Annotated in this window: 18 protein-coding genes and 1 pseudogene; 6 read left to right on the forward strand and 13 right to left on the reverse strand. The window is 37.4% G+C overall.

All coding sequences use genetic code 11. The annotated features are described in order from the left end of the window. Positions 1 to 172: 172 nt before the first annotated feature. Both C4E06_RS08170 and ilvN read right to left on the reverse strand, forming a co-directional pair. Positions 173 to 397 carry a Calvin cycle protein CP12 gene (locus C4E06_RS08170; RefSeq protein WP_009547808.1) on the reverse strand — a complete coding sequence of 75 codons (225 nt, stop codon included), beginning with the start codon at positions 395 to 397 and terminating at the stop codon, positions 173 to 175. Positions 398 to 691: 294 nt separating this feature from the next. Continuing rightward, positions 692 to 1,213 (reverse strand): acetolactate synthase small subunit, encoded by a 522-nt coding sequence (gene ilvN / locus C4E06_RS08175; protein WP_009547809.1) that lies wholly within the window; start codon positions 1,211 to 1,213, stop codon positions 692 to 694. A gap of 213 nt (positions 1,214 to 1,426) precedes the next feature. Between ilvN and C4E06_RS08180 the strand changes: the two genes are divergently transcribed. Next, complete coding sequence (locus C4E06_RS08180) at positions 1,427 to 4,132, forward strand: CHAT domain-containing protein (RefSeq protein ID WP_107667623.1); 2,706 nt, start codon at positions 1,427 to 1,429, stop codon at positions 4,130 to 4,132. Here C4E06_RS08180 and C4E06_RS08185 read toward each other — a convergent pair. The 4 genes and pseudogenes from C4E06_RS08185 to C4E06_RS08200 all read right to left on the reverse strand — a co-directional run bounded on the left by C4E06_RS08185 (position 4,112) and on the right by C4E06_RS08200 (position 7,012). Beyond that, positions 4,112 to 4,651 carry a GNAT family N-acetyltransferase gene (locus tag C4E06_RS08185; protein ID WP_107667624.1) on the reverse strand — a complete coding sequence of 180 codons (540 nt, stop codon included), beginning with the start codon at positions 4,649 to 4,651 and terminating at the stop codon, positions 4,112 to 4,114. The two genes, C4E06_RS08180 and C4E06_RS08185, sit on opposite strands and share 21 nt — an antisense overlap. A gap of 153 nt (positions 4,652 to 4,804) precedes the next feature. After that, positions 4,805 to 5,110 (reverse strand): Uma2 family endonuclease, encoded by a 306-nt coding sequence (locus C4E06_RS08190; RefSeq protein WP_198648428.1) that lies wholly within the window; start codon positions 5,108 to 5,110, stop codon positions 4,805 to 4,807. A 28-nt stretch (positions 5,111 to 5,138) separates the two neighbouring features. After that, positions 5,139 to 5,601, reverse strand: a pseudogene (locus C4E06_RS29515) (DUF29 domain-containing protein). Positions 5,602 to 5,653: 52 nt separating this feature from the next. After that, complete coding sequence (locus tag C4E06_RS08200; protein ID WP_107667625.1) at positions 5,654 to 7,012, reverse strand: NAD(P)/FAD-dependent oxidoreductase; 1,359 nt, start codon at positions 7,010 to 7,012, stop codon at positions 5,654 to 5,656. Between the two features lie 634 nt (positions 7,013 to 7,646). On the opposite strand from C4E06_RS08200, the gene C4E06_RS08205 reads away from it, so the two are divergent. The 3 genes from C4E06_RS08205 to C4E06_RS08215 all read left to right on the forward strand — a co-directional run bounded on the left by C4E06_RS08205 (position 7,647) and on the right by C4E06_RS08215 (position 11,292). Continuing rightward, positions 7,647 to 9,794 (forward strand): polyribonucleotide nucleotidyltransferase, encoded by a 2,148-nt coding sequence (locus C4E06_RS08205; RefSeq protein WP_107667626.1) that lies wholly within the window; start codon positions 7,647 to 7,649, stop codon positions 9,792 to 9,794. Positions 9,795 to 9,935: 141 nt separating this feature from the next. After that, positions 9,936 to 10,478, forward strand: coding sequence for a DUF2808 domain-containing protein (locus tag C4E06_RS08210; protein WP_107667627.1), 543 nt, complete (start codon positions 9,936 to 9,938; stop codon positions 10,476 to 10,478). A gap of 91 nt (positions 10,479 to 10,569) precedes the next feature. Next, positions 10,570 to 11,292: a glycosyltransferase family 25 protein gene (locus C4E06_RS08215; protein WP_198648421.1), complete on the forward strand. Its 723-nt coding sequence runs from the start codon at positions 10,570 to 10,572 to the stop codon at positions 11,290 to 11,292. Positions 11,293 to 11,416: 124 nt separating this feature from the next. Here the strand turns inward: C4E06_RS08215 and C4E06_RS08220 are convergent, their stop codons facing one another. The 3 genes from C4E06_RS08220 to C4E06_RS08230 all read right to left on the reverse strand — a co-directional run bounded on the left by C4E06_RS08220 (position 11,417) and on the right by C4E06_RS08230 (position 14,010). Then, positions 11,417 to 12,244: a polysaccharide pyruvyl transferase family protein gene (locus C4E06_RS08220; RefSeq protein ID WP_107667628.1), complete on the reverse strand. Its 828-nt coding sequence runs from the start codon at positions 12,242 to 12,244 to the stop codon at positions 11,417 to 11,419. A 71-nt stretch (positions 12,245 to 12,315) separates the two neighbouring features. After that, complete coding sequence (gene rfbB / locus C4E06_RS08225; protein WP_107667629.1) at positions 12,316 to 13,392, reverse strand: dTDP-glucose 4,6-dehydratase; 1,077 nt, start codon at positions 13,390 to 13,392, stop codon at positions 12,316 to 12,318. A 15-nt stretch (positions 13,393 to 13,407) separates the two neighbouring features. Next, positions 13,408 to 14,010, reverse strand: a complete 603-nt coding sequence (locus C4E06_RS08230; RefSeq protein WP_107667630.1) for a Uma2 family endonuclease — start codon at positions 14,008 to 14,010, stop codon at positions 13,408 to 13,410. A 635-nt stretch (positions 14,011 to 14,645) separates the two neighbouring features. Between C4E06_RS08230 and C4E06_RS08240 the strand changes: the two genes are divergently transcribed. Both C4E06_RS08240 and C4E06_RS08245 read left to right on the forward strand, forming a co-directional pair. After that, positions 14,646 to 14,912: an AbrB family transcriptional regulator gene (locus tag C4E06_RS08240; protein WP_107667632.1), complete on the forward strand. Its 267-nt coding sequence runs from the start codon at positions 14,646 to 14,648 to the stop codon at positions 14,910 to 14,912. Next, complete coding sequence (locus C4E06_RS08245) at positions 14,912 to 15,349, forward strand: putative toxin-antitoxin system toxin component, PIN family (protein ID WP_107667633.1); 438 nt, start codon at positions 14,912 to 14,914, stop codon at positions 15,347 to 15,349. The genes C4E06_RS08240 and C4E06_RS08245 overlap by 1 nt, the downstream gene beginning before the upstream one ends. 42 nt (positions 15,350 to 15,391) lie before the next feature. Here the strand turns inward: C4E06_RS08245 and bchH are convergent, their stop codons facing one another. From bchH to C4E06_RS08265, 4 genes are all read right to left on the reverse strand, one after another. Beyond that, entirely contained in the window at positions 15,392 to 19,114 is a 3,723-nt protein-coding gene (gene bchH / locus C4E06_RS08250) for a magnesium chelatase subunit H (protein ID WP_107667634.1), read from the reverse strand. Positions 19,115 to 19,314: 200 nt separating this feature from the next. After that, on the reverse strand, positions 19,315 to 20,430 hold the full coding sequence (locus C4E06_RS08255; RefSeq protein ID WP_198648422.1) for a hypothetical protein: 1,116 nt from the start codon (positions 20,428 to 20,430) through the stop codon (positions 19,315 to 19,317). Position 20,431: 1 nt separating this feature from the next. Continuing rightward, the gene (locus C4E06_RS08260) at positions 20,432 to 22,078 is read right to left on the reverse strand and encodes an AAA family ATPase (protein WP_198648423.1); all 1,647 of its coding nucleotides are present in this window, start codon (positions 22,076 to 22,078) and stop codon (positions 20,432 to 20,434) included. 57 nt (positions 22,079 to 22,135) lie between these two features. Next, a complete protein-coding gene (locus C4E06_RS08265; RefSeq protein WP_107667636.1) occupies positions 22,136 to 24,604 on the reverse strand; it encodes an ATP-dependent Clp protease ATP-binding subunit in 2,469 nt (822 codons plus the stop codon). Between the last annotated feature and the right edge of the window lie 6 nt (positions 24,605 to 24,610).

The raw sequence follows: 24,610 nt of genomic DNA on the forward strand, positions 1-24,610 counted from the left end.
ATTAAAAGGCAAGGTTGTATGAGAAATGTTATCTTATTTGAATAGATGTCTTTCTGACTCTATTCTCTTTGCTTTTGGTGAAAAAAAGCAGTGAAAATTCTAGATCATCTTCACTGCCCTGAGTTTTAGATAAATTTAAAGAACAATAAGTCAACTAAAACACCCATTGTCTCTAATCATCGTAAACTCGACATTCAACTGCATCGGGATTATCGTCACAGTATTGTTCAAAGTTTGTTTTTGGGGTTTGTTTTTGACGTTGATGGGAAGCTTCTGCTTGAAGTTCCTCTACTGCATCCCAAGCAGCTGCACAATTTCCAGAATCGCTTCCTTCGGTGCTACAGACGTTTTTTGCGTTTTCTCTTTCTTGTTGGATTTGATCGTCAATGTTACTCATAATTGCTAATCTCTTAAACACTCCTATTGATTATAGTTGTTGAATAACCCTATCGCATAGACGAATAGATATTCTTTGTGTAACCCAGGATTTGATAGTTAGCTTGGTTTGAACGCCTGACTCTTTTCTTTACCTAATATTTAGAGAATGACATCAGAAGTCGTTCAACGTTGCTCTTAATACTATAGTACAACTTGAGCTAAGGGACGGATTAGGGAGATAATACCCTATTGGGTTGGGATATCCTAACTCTAGGCGGATCGAAATTTTCTTTTTTCCCTGACATAGACTGAGCTATTGAATTTTAGCTTCTAAGGACTTGAGATACTCTGTATTCACCCTAGATTCACGGGTTAGAGCAATTTTTCCGGTGCGGGCCACTTCCCGAATACCAAATTTGTTTAACATTTGGACAATGGCCACCATTTTTCCGGGGTCACCGACCACTTCTACGGTCACGGTATCATCAGAAATATCGACAATTCTCGCTCGGAAAACTTGAGCCACTTCTAACACCTCGGCCCGGTTAGTGGCCGTGACACTCACTTTAACTAACATCAGTTCTCTTTCTACACAAGGGGTTTGGGTAATATCGTTGACTTTGAGGACGTTAATCAATTTGTAGAGTTGTTTGGTTAACTGTTCAATTGTGCTATCATCGCCAGGAACCACCATCGTAATGCGAGAAATTCCAGGTTGTTCAGCAGGACCGACAGCTAAACTCTCAATATTAAACCCACGACGAGCAAATAAACCAGCAATACGGGTTAAAACGCCGGCTTCATCTTCCACTAGGACAGAAAGGGTATGTTTCATAGTTTTTGAAGTGTTTAAAATCATGTTGGGGATGGTTCGGGGTTGGCCACAGAAAATGGGTTCATGAGCTATTTACCCTGTCTTAATCTTAGAATAATGCGATCGGGTTGGGGATCTGAAAATTTTATAGAAAATCTCTAGATTATCAATCGTGTTAGTTTAGAGTGGATTGATGCTTAAATTAGAAGCCAAAAGGCAACAAACACAACTAAAATGCTGTTGATTATTCCTTCTTTGGTTCGTTTTTTACTATTATTATTCCTTAGTTTCAGTTTATCCCTTTCTTGGTCTATTTTTCCTGGTCATAATATCATCGCTTCTTCTCCTCCGTTAGGCCAAGAACAACAAGGTAGACAATGGTATCAACAAGGAGATATCAATCAAGCGATCGCAATTTGGTTAAATCTCTTTAAAGGATATCAAGAACAAGGAGACACCCTTAGTCAAGGGAGAGTGTCCAGCTATCTTGCTTTAGCCTATAGTCAATTGGGACAATGGGAAGAAGCAGACCGTTTTATTAATACCAGTTTAGCGTTGTTACAATCTCAATCCCAGGATAATCAAACCCTCCCTATTTTAGCTGAAGCTTTCAATATTCAAGGAACCTTATTATTAGCTAAAGGCTCACCTTTGGCTGCTTTATCCAGTTGGGAAACAGCCACAGAAACCTATGAAAAAGTTCAGGATAAGACTGGTATTCTTCGCACCCATATTAATCAAGCTAGAGCATTACAAGCATTAGGATTATATACCCAAGCTTGTCACAAATTAGCCAATCAGTTGATGGAAAATCCTGTGAAATGTTACGAGTTAAAGCTTGATAATATCACTGTTGCATTATCTGACAATTTAACCTCTTTAGAGCAAGCAGGATGGTTGAGTTTATCACAAATTTTACGTCAACAGGGGAATTTAGAAAGTTCTCAATTAATACTCGATCAGATTTTATCTCAAGTCTCTTCTTCTCAAGTCAAAGCTTCTATTTTGTTTAATTTAGGACAAAATCTCGAATTACAAAATGACATAGAAGGAGCCAAAGAAACTTATCAGCAGTCTATACTTATAGCGACTAACTTAGAAAGTAAACTAAAGAGTCAGTTAGCTGAACTCAATTTATTAATTAGTCAAAACTCATGGAAAGAAGCACAACAGTTGCTCATTACGATAGAAAACAATTTATTACAAACTCCTTTAAATCAAACTCAAGTCGATAGTCAAATTTACTTAGCTAATCTTTTACTAAAATGGAGTAATTTAGCTGACTCCTCTGATTTATTACCCTCTTGGCAAAGCATCAAAGATTTATTAGAAAAGGCTCAAAAAGAATCGGAAATCATTAACTATGAAAAAGGAATTATTTATGCCATTGGTGATTTAGGAAAACTTTATGAAAAACTGGCTTTTGTACAAACTTGTCAAGGGCAAGATGCTGCCCTAGGGGATTTATTTAATTGTTCTCAAACTTATCAATTTAAGGATATTAATCAAATCAATCTTACCAGCAAAGCATTAAATGAAAAAGCAAAACAATTAACGGAACAAGCCTTAATAAAGTCTCAAGCCATACAACTGACTAATGTTACTTATAAATTACAATGGCAATTAGGAAGAATTCTCTATCGTTTAGGGCTTGAAAAAGAAGCAATTGCCGCTTATTTAGGAGCCGTAAATAATCTGAAAACTTTAAGAGATGATTTAGCTAATAATAGAGAATATAAATTTTCTTTTCAAGAAGAAGTTGAACCTGTTTATAGAGAATTACTGAGTTTGTTATTACCTAGAAATAATCAAGAAATTGTTAGTCAAAAAGAATTAGAAGAAGCTCGTCAGCAAATTGAAGCCTTACAAGCAGCCCAATTAAATAACTTTTTTAATGATATTTGTGTTGAAAGTCAACCCGTTGATATCGCTGAAATTGATGATACTGCTGCTATCATTTATCCAATTATATTAAGCGATCGCTTGGCTGTTTTAGTCAGTTTACCTGATCAATCTTTACGAGTTCATATTACTGACATTTCTCAACAAGAATTAGAAAAACAAGTCAAACAATTTCGCTATAATATAGTAATACGGAGTCAAAGAGAATTTTTTGATGATGGTAAAGTTTTATATAAATGGTTAGTTGAACCTTTTTTCAATGAACTACAAAAAAATAAAATTAAAACTTTAGTATTTGTACCAGATGGAATCTTTAGAAATGCACCGATGGGAGCTTTATATGACGGTCAAAAATATCTAATTGAAAACTATCGAGTTGCTTTAAGTCCTGGACTCAGTTTATTATCACCCAAACCTTTACAAAATCAAGGATTAAATACACTTTTTGGCGGACTAACAGAAACGTTTCAACAAGAAGGATTAGTTCCTTTGTTTTATGTTAGACAAGAATTAAACGCAATACAAAAACAAGTTCCTACTACTAATTTACTAAATGAAGAATTTACCTTAGATAATTTACAAAATGTCTTAGAAAATCAATCATTTCCTATCGTTCATTTTGCCACTCATGGTCAATTTAGTTCTCAATTTGAACAAACTTATATCGTTGCTTGGGATAGCTATATTAATGTGTTAGAATTAGAAAAGTTGCTGAAAGAAAATGACCCTAAAGGCAATAAACCTATAGAATTATTAATCTTAAGTGCTTGTGAAACAGCATCAGGAGATAGTCGCGCAGCCTTGGGGTTAGCAGGGTTTGCTGTACGTGCCGGTGCAAGAAGTACCTTAGCCACATTATGGTCAGTAAATGACCAAGCGACTGCGGAAATTATGGAACGATTTTATCAACAATTATCTACTAATAAATTATCAAAAGCAGAGGCTTTAAGACAAGCACAATTATCGATGTTAAAAAATCGTTGGTATAAACATCCTTTTTACTGGTCAGCTTATACCTTAGTAGGAAATTGGCTGTAATATTTTATATAAAACGTGCTTTTCTAAAGGGTGTCCTTTTGGCAATACTGGATGATTAAATTCATCAATATATTTCATATTAATACGTTCCATAACCTTACGAGAACGGACATTTTGAGACGCAGTAAAAGAAACAATTTCTGATAAACCTAATTCTTGAAATCCATAATCAAGAGATGCTTTTGCCCCTTCTGTAGCATAACCTTTTCCCCAATAATCATAAGCTAAACGCCAACCAATTTCAACACAAGGGGTAAAGAAAGCATCAAATTTAGGAATCGATAAACCAATAAATCCGATAAAGCTTTTATCTTCAATTAATTCTACAGCAAATAGTCCATACTGATAATCACGAAAATGAGTTTTGATACGTTCAACAAAACTATCACTTTCTTGTTTTGATAATAATTTTGGCATAAATTCCATCACTCTAGGATCAGAATTTAGCTTAAAAAAGGGTTCTTTGTCTTTTTCTTTCCACTCTCTTAGTTTTAATCTTGGTGTTAAAATTTTTAGCATATTTTTAAATCAAATTACTTTTTATTTATAAAAATTATTAATTAAACCATCAATAAGTTGTTAATTTCTATTCCTATTTCAGGAAAAGCAAGAGGATAAATGATTCCCCTAGTCAGTTCACTACATTTCTGATATTGAAACCCTTGAAGTTGATTAAATACCCAGAGTTTTTTTATGAGGTAAATCAATCACCCAATATTCACAGATACCATTACGAGCATAAGTAATTGTTTTTTCTTCTAAATCTCTTTTTAAAGTTTGATTAGATACTTCAATTAACCAATAGATATCTTCAGGATAAGGATGATGAGTTAGATAGTTAGTATAAGGAGAAATAACAACAGCAATATCAGGTTCAGGTTCCGAATTATCTAGTGTAATGGGATGAGCTTCCCTAATGATAGCTTTGCCTCGTAATAAGTTTCTGAGATATTCTGCTACTGAATAATATTTTAATATATAATTTCATGTCTAACTTGCTGAATTACTAATTATTCTTCGGTTCAGGGAAATAATTAATATTTAATAGTTCTTCGAGAGCATAAGGATTATCAGCAGGAAATTGAACATCAAAATTAGTTTTTTGCTTCACATAAGCTAAGGCATCTTGATAAAGTGATGGTAATTCTTTAGCTAAATGATTTCGTAAATTAGTGGTTAATTTCCGTTTTAGTTGTGTCCGAAATCCTATGATTTCTGCTTTCCAGTGAGATTTATTATGTTGATATTCTTGTGACCAATATTGTAGCAATAATAAGTGACGTATAACCTGTTCTAAAAGACTCTCTACTGCATTTTTTTTCACTCCTTCCCAAAGCTTCTAATTCCTCAATCAAATTTTCTAAATCTAATTCATGAAAGCGATTATCTTTTAAAATTTTAATAGTTTCTTCTAGCCATTGATGAGGATCAATGTCATATAAAGTTTTTAATTCAGTAATAATAGTCATAATTCAATAAATAGATAAAGATATGAAGGTGGGCATTGCCCACCCTACTATTTTAACGAGTCACAGAGGTAACTTTTTCTGTTGATTCTTGAGGCATTTCTTGCGGTCTGGTTTTGCGTTTTCCTTCCCCTTCTCCTGTAATTAAACGGGCCCCACGACCACGGGTAAAGTAATTCCAACCCCACTGAACCATGACCACCAATTTATTATCAAATTCAATGAGATAGTAAATGTGGGCCCAAACCCAAATAAACCAAGCCAAGAACCCTGAGAATTTCGCAAAGCCTAAATTAACTACCGCCTTATTCATACCAATGACTGCTAGATTACCATAGTCGTTATAGACGAATGGGGGTAAAGATTCTCCTTGGAGGCGTTTTTTGATTAATTTGGCTACATAAGCCCCTTGTTGCATGGCTACCGGTGCTACACCGGGTAAAGGCCGTTCTCCTTGGTGCGGAAAGTTCGCTAAATCACCGAGAACAAAGATATCAGAATAGCCTGGAATACTCAGGTCAGGCTCAACCACAACCCGTCCAGCCCGATCTAATTGTACGCCGGTTCGTTCAGCCAATACCTTGCCCATTCTCGACGCTTTCACCCCAGCCGCCCATAAAATGGTACGAGAGTTAATTTGTTTAATTTGTTCTCCTTGGCGGACCGTTACCACGTGGTCATTGATATCTGTAACCATAGACTGGGTTTGGACTGTTACCCCTAAATGGTGTAAATCTTCGGCTGCTTTGGCCGATAATTCTGGGGGATAAGGAGGAAGAACGCGATCTAACCCTTCAACGAGGAGAATTTTCGCTTCTTTAGGATCGATGCTGCGAAAATCACCAGCTAAAGCACCGTGAGCAATTTCTGCGATCGCCCCGGCCATTTCCACTCCAGTCGGGCCACCCCCAACAATAACAAAAGTTAACCAAGCTTGACGCTTAACGGGGTCTGTTTCCTTTTCGGCTGCTTCAAAGGCCATAAAGATACGGCGACGAATTTCTATGGCATCCTCAATGGTCTTTAACCCTGGTGCGAGGGGTTCCCAGTGATCATTGCCAAAATAGTGATGAGAAACCCCTGTGGCTAAAACTAAGATATCGTAGGGAATGGGTTCATGATTATCTAAGATAACCTCTTTTTTCTCAGGATCGAGATCGATGGCATGATCTAAGAGAACTTTCGTATTTTTATGTTGACGTAAAACCAATCGTAAAGGTGAAGAAATATCAGCCGGAGAGAGAATTCCTGTGGCTACTTGATAAAGTAAAGGTTGAAAGAGATGAAAATTACGTTTATCAATAAGTGTTACCTGTACAGAGGTATTTTTGAGGTCTTGAGCCGTGTATAAACCTCCGAAGCCTCCACCAATGATAACCACGTTTGCTTGATTTTTTAAGGCGTTACGATCCATAACTGTTTTAAACTCCTGTCGCGTGGAACCCACGCAGCTAACTTGCCTCACCCACAGTGTAAAGGGAATGCAAAAAAGGTTAAGTAACTAGAGTTACATGGTTGACGCTCCCTACGAATACAATTCGGGGGATTCTTGGTTCAGCGATACACCTTTAAACTACCTATCCTTACGGCAATACTTAAACCAAATACCCGTAGAAAACTACTAAATATCGAGCTTAACTTAGATAGTCCCAGAGGGCTTATCTCCCCAAGCGTACTAGGATACAATCCTAGAGTTATCCTGCGCCCCAGGATACCTTGCTTAAATTAGTTTACTTTTCTGGATTTTGCTACTCGTTAAAGCGCATACGTTTTTAGAGAGGTTGCTCGCGCCTCCGTTATCAGTGTCGCTTTACGTCGTAATCTAGGGTAGTACCGACGAATTCTACCTGCACTGAGCTAACTCGAATCAATATAATATAGATTTTGTCGGACGGCAATCAATTCCCTGTCGAGCTTATCCCCATAGTTAGAAACTAGGGGCTTGCGCTCTCCGTTTTTCTCGGTCAAACCATCGCGTCAAGTTCCTTAAAAATGTTAGGATTGCGACAGAAAGAGAAACGTGATAAAAGAAAAGGAACCAACGCTACATGCAAGAGTTTGACAAGTCAATATCTTTTGACGGACGGGATATTCGGCTAAAGCTAGGATTGTTAGCCCCCCAAGCTGGCGGGGCAGTCTTGATTCAGTCCGGGGATACGGCAGTTTTGGTGACAGCAACAACATCGAAAGGAAGAGAAGGCATCGACTTTTTACCCTTGACCGTAGATTATGAAGAGAGACTTTATGCTGCAGGGCGTATCCCAGGGGGCTTTTTAAGACGGGAAGGCCGTCCCCCAGAACGGGCAATCCTCATTAGTCGTTTAATTGACCGTCCTTTACGGCCCCTATTTCCCAGTTGGTGGCGTAATGACATTCAAATCATTGCCACTACTCTCTCGATGGATGAAGAAGTTCCCCCCGACGTTTTAGCGGTGACAGGGGCTTCTATTGCTGTGATTCAGGCACAAATTCCGTTTTACGGTCCGATGGCCGCGGTGAGAGTGGGTTTAATAGGCGATGACTTTATTATTAATCCCACCTATCGAGAAGTCGAAAGTGGGGATCTCGATCTCGTGGTAGCAGGAAGTCCTGATGGTGTGGTCATGGTCGAAGCCGGGGCCAACCAATTGCCAGAGCAAGATATTATCGAAGCCATTGATTTTGGTTATGAAGCGGTGAGAGATTTAATCGGGGCCCAATACGACATCATGGAAGAGTTGGGCATGGAAATCGCCAAAGCTGAACCGCCATCGGTGAATGAAGCCCTGGAAAAATTTATCAGTGATCGCGCTGCTGACTCTATTAAAAAGGTTCTGGTTCAGTACGATCTCGGTAAAGCCGAACGGGATACAGCCCTCGATAATATCAAAGAAACGGCCATTGAAGAGGCGATCGCCGAACTCCCCGAAGATGATCCCATTAAAGTGACCACCAGCGAAGATCCCAAAGCGGTGGGCAATCTTTACAAAGGGTTAACTAAAAAGTTAATGCGATCGCAAATCGTCGACGAAGGCATTCGGGTGGATGGCCGTAAACTCGATGAAGTGCGCCCCATTTCCTGTCGGGTAGGACTCTTACCCCCAAGAGTACATGGTAGTGCCTTATTTACCAGAGGACTGACCCAGGTCTTTTCTCTAGCTACTTTAGGGACTCCAGGAGATGCCCAAGACTTGGGGGATGATCTCCACCCCGAAGACGAAAAACGCTATCTCCATCACTACAATTTCCCTCCTTTTTCTGTGGGAGAAACGAAACCCCTGCGTTCCCCAGGCCGACGAGAAATCGGTCACGGGGCTTTAGCCGAACGGGCGATTCTTCCTGTTTTACCGCCCCAAGATGAGTTTCCCTATGTGGTTCGGGTGGTTTCAGAAGTGGTTTCTTCTAACGGTTCGACCTCAATGGGTTCAGTCTGTGGGTCCACTTTGGCTTTAATGGATGCTGGTGTTCCCATTACTAAACCCGTTAGTGGGGCTGCGATGGGACTGATTCGAGAAGGGAAAGAAGTTCGTATCCTCACCGATATTCAAGGCATTGAAGACTTTTTAGGGGATATGGACTTTAAAGTGGCCGGAACCGACACCGGTATCACGGCTTTACAAATGGATATGAAAATTACGGGACTATCAATGGATGTTGTGGCTAAAGCCATTGAACAAGCTTTACCAGCCCGTTTACATATCCTTGATAAAATGCTGGGGGCTATTGACCAACCTCGCCCTGAACTCTCTCCTTTTGCCCCGCGTCTGTTGACAATGAAAATTGATCCAGAACAAATTGGCTTAGTCATTGGACCGGGTGGTAAAACCATCAAGAGTATCACTGAACAAACCGGTTCAAAAATTGATATTGCTGATGATGGAACAGTTACCATTGCTGCCATTCAAGCGAAAAAAGCAGAACGGGCCCGTGACCTCATTTTTAACATGACTCGTAAACTGAACGAAGGGGAGGTTTATTTAGGTCGTGTTACCCGTATTATTCCTATCGGGGCTTTTGTGGAAGTCTTACCAGGGAAAGAAGGTATGATCCATATTTCTCAATTGGCCGAAAGGCGTGTCGGTAAGGTAGAAGAAGAAGTCGCCGTCGGGGATGAAGTGGTGGTTAAGGTTCGTGAAATCGACAATAAAGGCCGTCTCAATTTAACTCGTTTGGGTATTCATCCCGATGAAGCGGCCGCCGTTCGCAAAACCTTCTAACGACAGAAGTCCTAACTTCCCATCTTACTAGCTAAACATAGATTAGCCTTAGATAGGGAGACAATCCTTAGAAAGGATAAATAATAATCAGTAAAATGGAAACCTAGGTTAACCTAGGTTTTTGTTTTTCGGGTCAGTTCAATGTTGAAAACGATATTAGGGATTATCAGTAGCACTATTTTTCTAAGTTCTCCTCTATTAGCCTTAACTACAGGGAATAATCTGACTCTATTTAATAAATCTCCCCGTTTGCTTGATACGGTGACGACATTAAGTCGTATTCGTGTTGAAGGGGCAACCTATTACTTTACGGTTCACTTACCGACGGATGTGGGAGAATCGTTACAACAATTGACCCTTCAACAAACTCAAGGATTAGAAACAATTTATTTTTATTTAGATGATACGATTGCTTTTGAAGGAAGACCGGTTAATAGAGATGGTCATTTAAACATTGCTAGAGTTAAAAGAAATCTCGATAATAATACCATTGCGGTGATTTTTGATCCTCCCATTCCTCCAGGAAACACCTTTACCATTGCCATGAAACCTAAAAGTAATCCCGAACTTAGTGGGGATTATCAATTTGCGATTACTGCTTATCCGGCTGGGGAAAATGCCCAAGGTTTATATTTAGGGTTAGGTCGATTGAATTTTAATGCAAAAGGCGATCGCTTTCCCTAGATAATCTTCAAAACAGTATCAATTAACTGTAATAGCTTATAATGACGATAAGCTACTATAAACAATTAACTCATCTATTTTAAAAACTTCTATGAAAGTAATTGATTATTTTGATAAAGCTTACATTATTAACTTACCAGAAAGACAAGATAGACTCACAGCAATGAAACGAGAGTTAGAAAAAGCAGAAATGCCTATTGATTCTAATAAAGTTAATTTATTTTCTGCGATAAAACCTACAGAAGCTCAACCTTTTAAGACCATTGGACAAAAAGGATGTTTTTTAAGCCATTACACCATTCTCAAAGAAGCGAGAGATAAGAATCTTCAAAATGTTTTGATTATGGAAGACGATTTACAAATTGCTGAGGATTTTTATCAAAAGAGTGATATGCTTATTGAGCAACTCAAACAACATGATTGGGCATTTGTTTATTTTGGACATAGATTAGAGCAAGATAATATTAAAGAGGGTAATATAAAAATTCAGTTACAACCGTGTAAACTTCCCATAGTAACTGCTCACTTTTATGGTGTTAATGGAATAATACTCGATTCTTTAGTTAAGTTTCTTGAGGTGATTCAACAAAGACCACCTGGACATCCTGATGGTGGTCCTATGCACGTCGATGGTGCTTTTTCAACTTTCCGTAAACGAAATCCAGATTTACTAACTTTGGTATCTGTTCCCAATTTAGGATGGCAAAGGAGTTCACGGAGTGATATTGCAAATCTGAAATGGTTTGATAAAACACCAATGTTGAGACAGATCGTTAATATAGGACGAATCATGAATAATAAACTTAAATCCTAAAAGTAGCAATCAGGACTTTATTCGAGACATGATCACAGAAAAACATCCTACTGTTAGTCCACTAATAAACCTCATAATCTAAGTTAAGGTAATCCTATCTAGGATAAGCTATTAACATAATTAATTAAAACCTCTTGTTTTTCCATAAGCATACTGATTTTTTCATCAAGTTTTTTCTATCAGTTAGTATATAATCTCTAGGTTTTTCCGTGATGCCCAACATAGAAAAGTGGTCATGCCATTTGAACCCCCATCGTCTTCCAAGAGGCTTCCAAGGAATCCCATAAGCATCAGCAAGAATTGCTGCATGAAGTGATTCTGTTTCTATTTTCTCACAAGACCATAATTTTCTTAACCAGGGAAGAATACCCTCATCAGTTCTAGTGGAAAAAATATCACTAAATTGAAAATGCCGTAAAGACCTAAAACTGTTGATAAATTGAAACTTGACTGCTTGTGATGTTGATGACTCATTATAAAAGGATTTATGATTATCTAATCCATAACTCCACCTATATATCCTAGCTGACTTTCCTGGTACAGCAGATACATCCCGACTAATATATTTCGGCAAAAGAATGCCAGGATCAGCTACACCATACATTTCATCTAATCCATACGCCTTACAAGTAGCACTACCTCTAACACAAATCACTTTGCTTTTTTCTGGAATAGGTGTTACTTTTCCATATTGATAACCTGACCCAAATACAATTAAAGGGAGGTCAAGTTCGTTCGATTTCATACAAGATGAACGTATTCCTAATAATGAGCCAATTCCTAATAATATATAATGAGGATTTTCAATCTGCAAACTCAATGCAGAAAAAAGTTTTGGCAAGAGAAAAACATTTAATGGTTCATCTCCAAGGTTTTGATGTCCAGCTATATTTTTTTTTGATGAGTTAAATGATGTAGATAAAAACCATCTTGGTGCTACTCGATTCCACATAACAAATCTCTCCAGTATCTTTTATTCACATTTTATAGCAAATCTGCAACAATTAGTAATTATTCAAATCTCTAACCATAGACTTTTTGATAATAGTCTTGATACTCTTTTGATAGTAAAGGTTGCCACCAATCTTGATGATTCAGATACCATTTAATGGTTTTTCTTAAGCCATTTTCTACGGTTTCTTGGGGTTTCCAGCCTAATTCTGTTTTGATTTTTGTCGCATCAATAGCATAACGGCGATCGTGTCCAGGTCGATCTTTTACAAAAGTAATTAACTCTTTTGCCGGTTTAACCGGTAAGTCTGGGGCTAACTCATCCATTAGATTACATAACAGGGTGACTAAGTCAATATTTTTAACTTCATTATTGCCCCCGATATTATAAGTTTCTCCTGGTTTTCCTTTATTAATAACGGTTTCTAATGCTGAACAATGATCCCCTACATATAACCAATCTCTAATATTTTGGCCATCTCCATATACAGGTAAGGGTTTACCTAATAAAATATTAATACACATCAAGGGGATTAGTTTTTCAGGAAAGTGATAAGGTCCATAATTATTAGAGCAATTAGTGATGATTGTTGGTACATTATAAGTATGAAAATAAGCTCTTGCTAGGTGATCACTCCCTGCTTTTGAGGCAGAATAAGGACTATTAGGTGCATAAGGCGTTGTTTCTGCAAAAGCGGGATCATCGGCTTCTAAACTACCATAAACTTCATCGGTAGAGACATGGAGAAAACGATAATCTTCTGGCTTTCCTTGCTCATTCCAATAGTGACGAAAACTCTCTAATAAAGTAAAGGTTCCAATGACATTGGTTTGAATAAAAGCATCAGGGCCAAGAATAGAACGATCAACATGAGATTCAGCGGCAAAATGAGCGACTGTGGTGATATTTTCTTCTTTCAAGAGGTTATCAATTAAAGGGCGATCGCAAATATCTCCTTGAATAAATTTAAAGTTTTGTCTATCTTCTAAATCCGCTAAATTTTGACGATTTCCAGCATAAGTCAAAGCATCTAAAACAATTACGTTATCATCAGGATAATGATTAGACCAATGATGTACAAAGTTGGAACCAATAAAACCGGCACCACCAGTGATTAAAATACTTTTTTTTTCTTTAGATAAGGACATAAGCTAATAATTTAATTACCAAATTTTATCCATTTTCAACCTAAAGCCTGGCAAAATAGGATCACCGCTCAAGGTTGTTGGATTCTCTAAACATTTTACTGTTGTTTGGGGACGATATATATGGACTTGGCGATTTTTGCGATCAATGAGCCAGCCTAATTTTACGCCATTATCGATATATTCTTGTAGTTTATCTTGAAGGGATTGCAGTTGATCGCTAGGGGAGCGTATTTCTACGATAAAATCAGGACAAATGGGAGCAAATCTAATTTTCTGGTCTTCTGTGAGAGAATTCCATTTTTTCAATGTCATCCAAGCTGCATCAGGAGAACGATCTGCCCCATTGGGTAATTTAAACCCTGTAGACGAATCAAAACCAATTCCTGAACCGTCTTCGTCTGTCCTGTTAGCAAGTTGCTGAATCAGTTTAAAGTTACGATTCCCTGTTTCTGAACCTGTGGGGGGCATAACAATTAATTCTCCTTTGGCGTTGCGTTCGAGGCGATAATCTCGGTTTAATTGACATAACGCAAAGAATTGTTCATCTGTCATTGCGATCGCTGGTGAAAGTTGCAAAACCAAAGGTATATTTTCGGTTGATAAAGTAGGAGAAATCATCTGTTACAAGATTAGGGAAGGCTTCATTAGAGGAACATATTGATAAACGGTTTGATCAAGTTGATAAGCGTATTGATCGGGTTGATGCACGTTTAGATCGTATTGAACATCAATTTAACCGACTTCAGGGTAAATTAGAGGTCATTCTTGATGCAATTACAGGAATTAATGACTTGCCTGAAGATGATACTTCATAATATGAAGGAGAATTAATTTATGTTATTGATCTTAATAAAGCATGAATATTTATAAACTCTATTAGGTTTAAGTTATTTTAAAGAATAAGATAAGTATTAGGGATGATTTGTGTTAAATCACTAAGGAGGGATAAATGGCACGAAAAAGGAAAGCAAAGGAGAATGACTTTATTGTATCTTTTGTTTTAATTGCTTTATTTTGGCCAATTTTGTTGTTTTTTTGGATTGTTAAGATTATTTGGAAAGCCTGGCAGACTAGACCCTGTGAAATGTGTGGAAATCAAATTAGAAAAATAGCTTACAATTGGGTCATAGATGGAAAACGCAAAAGAGTCTGTCCTCATTGTAACCAAAGATTAGAAAGAGAACAGAGTCGTAGAGCTTTTTGATGAAATACTTGATAGAATTATAATTAGTCCCAAATAATGAAAACAAAAAATGAAGTCGTTTCCCATTCGCTTACAACAAGATGGGACTATCGCTGTCCCTAAACTTATTCAAGATAAACTTAATCTTCATGAAGGGGATTGGTTAAATTTATTGGAAATTGAGGATGTAATTATATTAACTTCAAAACAACCTAAAGTTCCTCAATTAACTGAACAAATTACTGCTATTCGAGAAGAAGAAAAAATCAGTTTAGAGGAGTTATTAGAAGGATTAGAAAATGAAAGAAAAATTATATATAAAGAAAAATATGAATAATGAAATTAATTTTTGCTGATTCTAGTATCTTAATTGCAGGGTCTGCATCTTCAACTGGTGCGAGTCGAGTTGTATTAACAATGGCAGAAATAGGTTTATTTAAGTTATTAGTTTCAGAGCAAGTTTTAGAAGAATGTCAGAGAAATATTAACAAAAAACTTCCTAAAGCTATGCCTGTGTTTAATGAGATTATTGATAACACAAATCTTGAGGTTTTACCTAATCCTTCTCTAGAAAAGTTTTCAGCTTACGTTGATATTATTGAACCTAAAGATGCACCTATTCTTGCTGCTGCTTTATTAGTTAAAGCCGATAGATTACTTAGTTTAAATACTAAGGATTTCACTCAAGAAGTTGCCCAAAAAACAGGGATTATAATTCAAACTCCCTCAGAGTTTATTCAAGATATTCGTTCTATTATTACTCAGGAATTATAGAATTATCGAGTTTATTTTTAAAATCATAAACTTTTGAGTTATTTAATTAGTAACTCCCTCTAACTCTTCATCAGTTAATTCATATAAATTCCGTAATTTTTTTAAGGTTTCTTCTTCAGCATCCCAGAAACCTCTACCGTTTGCTTCAATCATTCTTCCCACAATATTACGAAATGCTTCTGGGTTAGCTTTCCGTAATTTTTCGGCCATTTCTGGGTCTAAAGCGTAGGTTTGTGCCGCTTGATCATACACCCAATTATCCTTAAAATCTGTTGTTCCTCCCCATCCTATTAATGCTGTCATCCGTTGGGAGACTTCATAGGCACCTCCTGAACCCTGGTTAACCATTGCTTCGGCCCATTTGGGATTGAGTAATTTTGTTCGATATTCTAACCTTAATAAGTCTTCTAATTTTCGGGGGTTAGTATCATTAGAAAAGCTTTCTACAAAACTGGCTGTTACTTTTTTACCGCTTTTTTTTTCGGCCGCTAATTTTAATCCTCCTGTATTACCATAATATTCTTGAATATCCGTTAAACCGTATTCTACTGAGTCAATTTCTTGAACAATTCTTTCGCTAGTTTTTAATAGTTGATTTAAAATTTCGGGTCTTGCTTGTCCTTTATCTTTACGTCCATAACTAAAGGAATTTCTTTTTTCCCAAGTATTCGCTAATTCGTCGCCAGATTCCCAGTTTCCGTCAACAACTTGATCGTTGACTAAGGAGCCAAAATCGCCAGCAGGGTTAGAAAAGAGTCGCGCTGAGGCATTTTCTACGCCTTGCTCTTTTAACTGTAAATAGTGTTTACGAATAAAGTTTTTTTCGGGGTCTTCTTCTGCTTCTGCTGCTCGTCGGAATAAATCGTCTAAGAGTTCAATAATATTGACAAAGGTATCACGGAAAATACCTGATAAATTGGCTAAAACATCAATTCTTGGATGGCCTAATGTTTCTAACGGCTTCAACTCATATCTTACAATACGTCCAGTCCCTTCTTTTATAGGTTCTGCACCCACTAATTCTAATAAAATACCTAACGATTCACCCTTAGTTTTAATTGCGTCTAATCCCCACAATAAAACGGCAATGGTTTCGGGATATTTATCATGTTCTTCTAGATGTTGTTGTATGGTTTTCTTGGCAATTTCTCGGCCTCTCTCATAAGCAGCAGGAGACGGCATTCTATAAGGATCTAAGGCGTGTATATTTCGTCCTGTGGGTAAGACTCCTGTGCCATCTCTCAGTAAATCTCCCCCCGGTGCAGGGGCAATATATTCTCCATTTAAACCTCGTAATAGGTTAGTTAATTCTTCTGATGTTTGTTTCAGTAAATCTCTAATATAAATGGCTTCTTTTATCGTTTCATTTTTACCATTTGCTGACTCTAATATGTATTGTAAATCAGGTGACTCAGAGGTGATGGCTTTTCTCTCTTTATCGGTTAACTTCTCACCAAAATAAGCCTCTAGATAAGAATCTAGTTGTTCTTGATTAGGAATTTCACCGAGGGTATGTAAACCAGAAGAGAAGAGTCTTTGTTCTACAATTTGTAAGTATTCATAAACCTTGACAAAATACTCATTTAAAGCATTTTTACTAAACAATTTCGCATTTTCTACGGTAAAGTCAATGCCCAATTTTTTACCTTCTTCAAACTTACAATCAGCAGCTAAACCAGAGTCTACAATTTTTTGAACAATACCCTCCCTTAAAATCTCATTTTTATTGGGATCTTCTCGATATTCAGAAATTAATTCTCGTAACGCCATCAATTCTTTATATAACCCTGCTCGTCCATAAGGGGGTACATTATGAGAAATTAAAACACCATAACCCCGACGTTTAGCTAATATAGATTCTGAAGGATTATTAGCTGCATAGATATATAAGTTTGGGATATCTCCTAACAAAATATCTGACCAAGAATAGCCAGTATTTCCTAATGGTGAACCTGGCAACCATTCAACGGTTCCGTGCATCCCAAAATGGACTACAGCATCGGCACCAAAATCATTTTGCAACCACTTATAAAAGGCTGCATATTGAGGGTGAGGGGTTAAATCTTTTTCAAACATCAACCGCATGGGATCGCCAGAAATACCTAATGGGGGTTGTACACCTATCCAGACATTTCCTAATTGAATACCCCCGATTTGATATTCATCTCCATAGGTTTTTATTCCTGTTTCTGTTAATGATTTCCACTGCTTTTCAATACGAGTGATTAATAGGTATCCTAACCATTCTTCTAATTTTCTTACATTAACGGTTGTCTTCCCATTCTTATTATCATTCAGTGTAATAATGGCTTCATCTGCTTCTTTAACTTGATTAATAATTATTTCCCCATCTTCAGGTAATTCTCCCACGTTGTAACCTTGTTTTTCTAATTCCTGTAATAATTTACGTAAGCTACGGGGAACATTTAATAAAGCGGCAGTTCCTGTTGCGCCGTAACCGGGAGGAAACCCATATAAAATGATAGCGATTTTGCGATCTTTGGTTTCACTTTTCCGTAAATTAATCCATTTTTTGAGTCTTCCTGTTAATCGTTTTACTCGCTCAGGAATAATATAAATATCATTACCCACTAAACCCCCTAACGGTACAGTGTCAATAGCACCATCTAACTCAGGAAGGGAATATAAGACTACACTTTGTAATCCTCCTATACCTTGTCGTGTCCAAGAATAAATATCTTGAATCAACAGAGGTGCAGCAATAATATAGGGAATATTTTTGGCTGTTAAAATACGTTTCGCTACCTCAACTTGTCGCCCTGCTTCCATCGAACCGGCTGGACCACCGACTAAAGGAAAGCCTATGGTAGAGACAATAGCATCGACTTCAATGGCATCTTTTGATAAAGAACGAATTTCTATATTCCCTAAGTTTCGCTGTTGGGTTTCATAAGCAGTGGTTAACCAGTCTCTGACAATAACATGACCTTCTACTCCATTGATAAAAATGGGAACAGGGGTTAACCCTTGTTGTTCAAAGAAACGAATTAACTGGGGAATATAAGGCTGTTTAGTAATAACGTGCTTACGGTATAAAAGAATAGCAACCAGAGGGTTATCCAAAGATTTTTCTTGTTGATACCAGTTTAAATAGTCACGAGGAGAAGTAAAGTAACTATCATAGTTTGGATGAAGTAAACCCATGTTAGGGGTTTCAATGGGTTCGGGAATTTCTCCTACTTCGATGTCTAAATATTTTTCTGCTATTGTCCAACACATAGCTGCAAAGTTTTCTGTTCCCCCTGCATTCCAATAGCCATATATAATTAACCAGTTGCGTAAATCTTGTACTTTTTTTGCTGGAATAAATTTTAATAATTTAGGTCCTGTTTTCAAGAAACTTAAATAACCGGCCAGCTTATCTTCTTCTTTTCCACTTGAAAATTTACTTAAAATAAATTTGATAGGTTTGGGCATTCCTTTTGGTTTTTCCTCAATGACAAATTTTCCTAAGCGCGTCAAACTCATTAATTCTAAAGCTGACTCGAAAACTAACCGAATGGGAACGTTTTGTACTCTTTCTTTTAACCAAATGACTTGGTCATAATCAAAGATTAAACTAGCAAAAAAGACCTCTGCATCCTGAAGAGCATTCTCAATAATTTCTGGTTCTTGAGAAAGACTGCGATCGCTAAATATTTTTATATCCAACTTCTGACACCGTGACTGCGCTAACTGTGCAGCTTGTCGGTACAAGTCGAGATTAAATGATTCAAACCCAGTAATAACAACGATGCTTGGCATATCCCTAACCCGTGAAGTTTTGTTACAGCCTTATTTATATTATAAAGGTTTATCATTGTACTGGGATTTTTGAACATCTAAAAATATGTCAATAGTTATATTAATATCACGATTTATTGAATTACAATATGTTGAGTACCGACGAATTTCGTATTAAAAGATAGATTTCCATCTTCTAACATTTTAGACTCATATAATAATTAAATACGCATTGGAGGATCTGCAAAACCCCAATTTAGCATAAACTGTCCAATATTTTCCCATTCAGAACGTAAAGAGTCTTCAACCATAGAGGTGATTTTAGACGGTGATTGAGTATTGAGATAGGTAATGGTATTTTCTAGGATGTTTTCACCAAAACCTAATGAAATTTTACAATTACATGACTGTTCATTCGTACAAGACCAATTTTTGTAACACCATTCATCAATATTATTAATATATTTATCTAGTTTATCATTCCAAAAATTTTTGACTGAAATCGTTTCTTTAACTATTTTTTTAAGTTGTGTTCCTTCTTTGATATCTAAAAACTGTCGTATTTCTATTACTGAACTGTTTTCAATTTCTTCTAATTGCTTAAAAGCGTTTTCTCTATCTTTATTGTTAGATATAAGTTCAGATAAAATTAAAAGAGGGATTAAGTTTTCAAGTTCACGAACAGGGAGAATATAAAGTTGTGTTATAAGGGAAGCATTATCATCTTTTTGTTTAACTTTTTTAGCAGTAGAACCTAAACTACTCTCAGGAGATAACTTATCACTGTCAACAATACAAATACAAAACCTTTTTTTCTTATTTTGAATGTTATCATATACAGTTGCTATTGTATTTCCTCCTCCTAACCTAGATTCAAAATTTAGTTTAATATTTATGTTATTCCACTTACAAAAAGTTTTACCAATTATCTTATAAAAATTAGTATCTTGTAAATTTTCACATAACAGTATCGATTTTTGTATGGTTTCTGAATCATTAAAAAAAGTGTAAGGCAATTGAATAATATCTTTTCCTGAATGAGAATTTATTTTATTGACTTCACATGGATTAATGATTTCAATATATTTCGAGACATGGTAAAGATAAGCTTTAAATTTACTTCTATCATTTAATATTCTATTATAGACATTTTTTGCATTTTTAGATAAATCTGAACACTTAGTAATTATTTTTAAAGTGTTTAAATCTGCAATTATTGAATGTTTTCCTTCACGTCTTGCAGTGGCTAAATTTTCAAGAGTCAGAATAAGATCATCAGGCCATGAATGAGAATCTTTAATATCTTTAATAACAGAACTATCAATTTTAATTAACATATTAAAGAAGATCCATATCAAAAAATCCTAATGGCCAATTCTCGCTTAAATATCCCTCAGAATCAAATTGACTTGTCGTGACTTTTATCTCTTTAGATTGATCCAATTTATCAAATAAGACGATATTAATATCTTCTGGTGAAATGCGTTCTTCTGCAACCAGATATCCTAATTTATTAATTAGCACTTCGCTATGAGTTTCAATGACTAAACGTAAGTCAATCCCTCGTTTTTTTGCTGCTTCAATTGATTTAACAAATACTTCAGCTAAAACCCCTTGTAAACGAGGATGTAAATGTAATTCAGGTTGTTCAATTGCGAAAACAATAGGACTATCACATAGTAAACGACGAGTAGATATTCTGGATGAAACCTTAGTAAACTCACTCAGAAACCATAACTGAGTAATAATAGGTAAAATTTGAGAAAACCCAAATCCTGTATCAGCAACATTAAAAGATTCTTGAGAATTTATAGAAGAACGTATTTCTAGAGAAATTAATCCACGACTGGGTTTTATTAAAGTTTCAAATCCAAAATTATTAAGCGTCCATTTCCCAAATCTCTGCTGTTCCGGTTTAGTTAAATTTCGTAAAAACATAGGTAAATTAACCCCTTGATAATCCACTTCATCTACTGCTAAATCTTGTGTTCTATAGTAACGCTCTGCTGTTGCTCTTACTGGTCCCATATAACTAATTTTAGTAGAAAAATCTCCCAATAAAGTATCGCACTGTTCTAGTAACCAAGGAACTGAATTGGCAATAATCAGATCCCGAAATTCTAGAAAATCTTTAGCATCTAAAGTCCAAGAATCAACTTTTTTTTTCCATGATTTTGTAACATTATTATTTTTTATCTCTTCTAGCATACTTTCTGAATATCCAATCCTGAATGAAGATACCATTCTCAAAATTGTTTCTTCTGATGTGGAATGGTGTGCCTTTTTTTTTGTCTTCTCAAACAGTTTATTAAATAGTCTTTGAAAAGCAAATCTTCTACGGCTTATCATATAAAAGCTCATTTTTGTCATTAAGATTGGTTCATCAGCTTGATTATTTGTTAGTTCTCTAATTTGTGGTAATATTGCCTTTTGTCCTAGTTGCGAAACCACATAATTATCACCAAAATTTTTCAAAATATCTAAAGAATTAACCTTAAAATTGGATACTTTATCGTTTTTATCTATCTCGATGTCAATTTTTGAATCAGCAAAAGTTACCAATAGTCTATGAGTCTTAGTAATTAGCTGTTTTCTATCTTCTGAAAGATTTAGCTTTATAGAAATATATAATGGCTGTTCTGTTAATAAGAGTCGTTCCCGTTCCACAAATCTACGGTCAGTGGATGCAATTTCAAATTTAAACTCTAAACAAATATCCTCTTGAGAATTCTTTTGACGAGCATCTTCATAGTTACCAAAATCCACTAACCGACCATTCCATAAAACCGGTCCAATGGTTCTAGACTCTACACTTTGTTTAAGCAAGGGAAAGAAACGCAAAAAGGTACTTTTACCGGAACTATTTTCACCCACAAGTACCGTAATGGGTTTAATTTTAACTTCCCCTGTATCTGATAAACAACGTAATCTTTGTAGTCGAATAGAATCCATAGTTTTGTGGTAATTATTTACTACTCTATTCAAGAAAAAACGGCAGAAGGGCGAAACTTCTACCGTTGCTTGAGGGTTAAATCTTAATAGTTACGAGTCAGTGGCTTTCGCTAAAACCGGTTGGGTATCACCCGAAACCACTTTAACTTTGCCGTCTTCGCCGATATCGACCACTGCAACATCCCCTTCGCCAACTCGTCCGGAAAGAATCTCTTCAGCGAGAACATCCTCTAGAAGACGCATAATGGCACGACGTAAGGGTCTTGCACCATAAGCGGGGTTATACCCTTCTTCTACTAAGCGTTCCTTGAATTTATCGGTAACTTGTAAGGTAATCTCTTTTTCAGTTAACCGTGCAAACACTTCCTTGAGGAGAATCTCGGAAATTTCCTTGACCTCTTCCTTGTTCAACTGACGGAAGACGATAATTTCATCGAGTCGGTTGAGGAACTCAGGACGGAAGTATTGCTTCAATTCTTCGTTCACGAGGTTACGAATACGATTGTACTGTGCCTCATTTTGGTCGTCTTCAAACTCAAATCCGAGGCCACCGCCACCCTTCTCAATGACCTTAGAACCGATGTTAGAGGTCATAATCAATAAGGTGTTCTTAAAGTCCACCGTACGCCCTTTAGCGTCCGTTAAACGACCGTCTTCTAAGATTTGTAGAAGCATATTGAAGACATCGGGGTGTGCTTTTTCAATTTCATCGAATAGCACTACGGTGTAGGGACGACGACGAACTGCTTCGGTGAGTTGTCCCCCTTCGTTATATCCCACGTATCCTGGAGGAGAACCGATTAACTTAGACACGGTATGACGTTCCATGAATTCGGACATATCCAGACGAATCATGGCATCTTCTGACCCGAAGAAGTACGCTGCTAAGGCTTTGGTTAACTCGGTTTTACCCACACCAGTCGGTCCAGAGAAGACGAAACTAGCAATAGGACGGTTGGGGTTCTTTAAGCCAACTCTTGCCCGACGAATCGCCCTAGAAACCGCTTTAACGGCATCTTCTTGACCGATTAAACGTTGATGTAGGGTGTCTTCCATGTGCAGAAGTTTTTCAGATTCGGTTTCCGTCAACTTGTTCACAGGAACCCCAGTCCAAGAAGCCACAATGTGGGCGATTTCTTCGGAATCTACAAACGGTTCGTCGTTTTCTCCTTCTCCTTTCTTAGCAGAGGAAATAGAACGAATTTGCTCCTTAATATCCATTTCTTGATCTCGCAATTCTCCAGCGCGATCAAAGTCTTGGGAGCGAACGGCATCATCTTTTTGCTTCAAGATGGTGCGTAGTTCTTTGTCTAGTTCCTTGGCTGCAGGAGGCAGTTGAGAATTGATTAAACGAACCCGTGATCCAGCTTCATCGATTAAGTCAATGGCCTTATCAGGGAGATAACGGTCAGAAATGTAACGATCTGACAATTTGGCCGCTGCTTCTAAAGCTTCATCTAAGATTTTCAGCTTATGATGCTGCTCGTAGCGTTCTCTGAGTCCGTAGAGAATTTCGATGGTTTCTTCTACGGAGGGTTCCCCTACCATGACGGGTTGGAAACGACGTTCTAGGGCTGCATCCCGTTCGATGTGCTTACGATATTCATCGAGGGTAGTGGCCCCAATACATTGTAATTCGCCCCGTGCTAAGGCTGGTTTGAGAATGTTGGCAGCGTCGATCGCCCCTTCTGCTGCACCGGCACCGATAAGGGTATGAACTTCGTCAATAACAAGAATAACGTTTCCTGCTTGACGAATTTCGTCCATAATCTTCTTGAGTCGTTCTTCAAATTCCCCACGGTACTTGGTTCCTGCAACCAATAGACCGATATCGAGGGTAACCACTCGTTTTTCTTCGAGGATGTCAGGAATATCCTTGTTAGCGATGCGTTGGGCTAACCCTTCTGCGATCGCTGTTTTACCGACACCGGGTTCTCCAATGAGAACGGGGTTATTTTTGGTACGACGGCCCAGAATTTGGATCACCCGTTCGATTTCTTTTTGTCGTCCGACAACGGGATCAAGTTGCCCATCGGCGGCCAACTGAGTTAAATTGGAACCGAATTCGTCTAAAGTAGGGGTTTTGGTGCGTCCTGGTGTGCCACCGCCGGCGGCCACCTCTGCCGTTTCCCCTAATTGGCGAATGACTTGGGTTCTGACTTTGGAGAGGTCGACCCCGAGGTTTTCGAGAACCCTGGCCGCGACTCCTTCCCCTTCTCTAATTAAACCTAAGAGAAGGTGTTCAGTCCCGATGTAGTTGTGTCCTAATTGTCTGGCTTCCTCTAAGGAGAGTTCCAGCACTCGTTTTGCTCTTGGGGTAAAAGGAATTTCAACGGCGACAAACCCTGAACCGCGGCCAATGATTTTCTCAACTTCAATACGAGCATCTTTTAGGTTAACCCCCATTGATTTGAGAACTTTGGCAGCGACTCCGGTTCCTTCACCGATGAGGCCAAGAAGAATTTGTTCGGTCCCGACAAAGTTGTGGCCGAGCCGACGAGCTTCTTCTTGCGCCAGCATTATTACCTTGATAGCTTTTTCTGTAAAGCGTTCAAACATATCTTT

This window comes from Cyanothece sp. BG0011, assembly GCF_003013815.1.
GTDB lineage: Bacteria > Cyanobacteriota > Cyanobacteriia > Cyanobacteriales > Microcystaceae > Crocosphaera.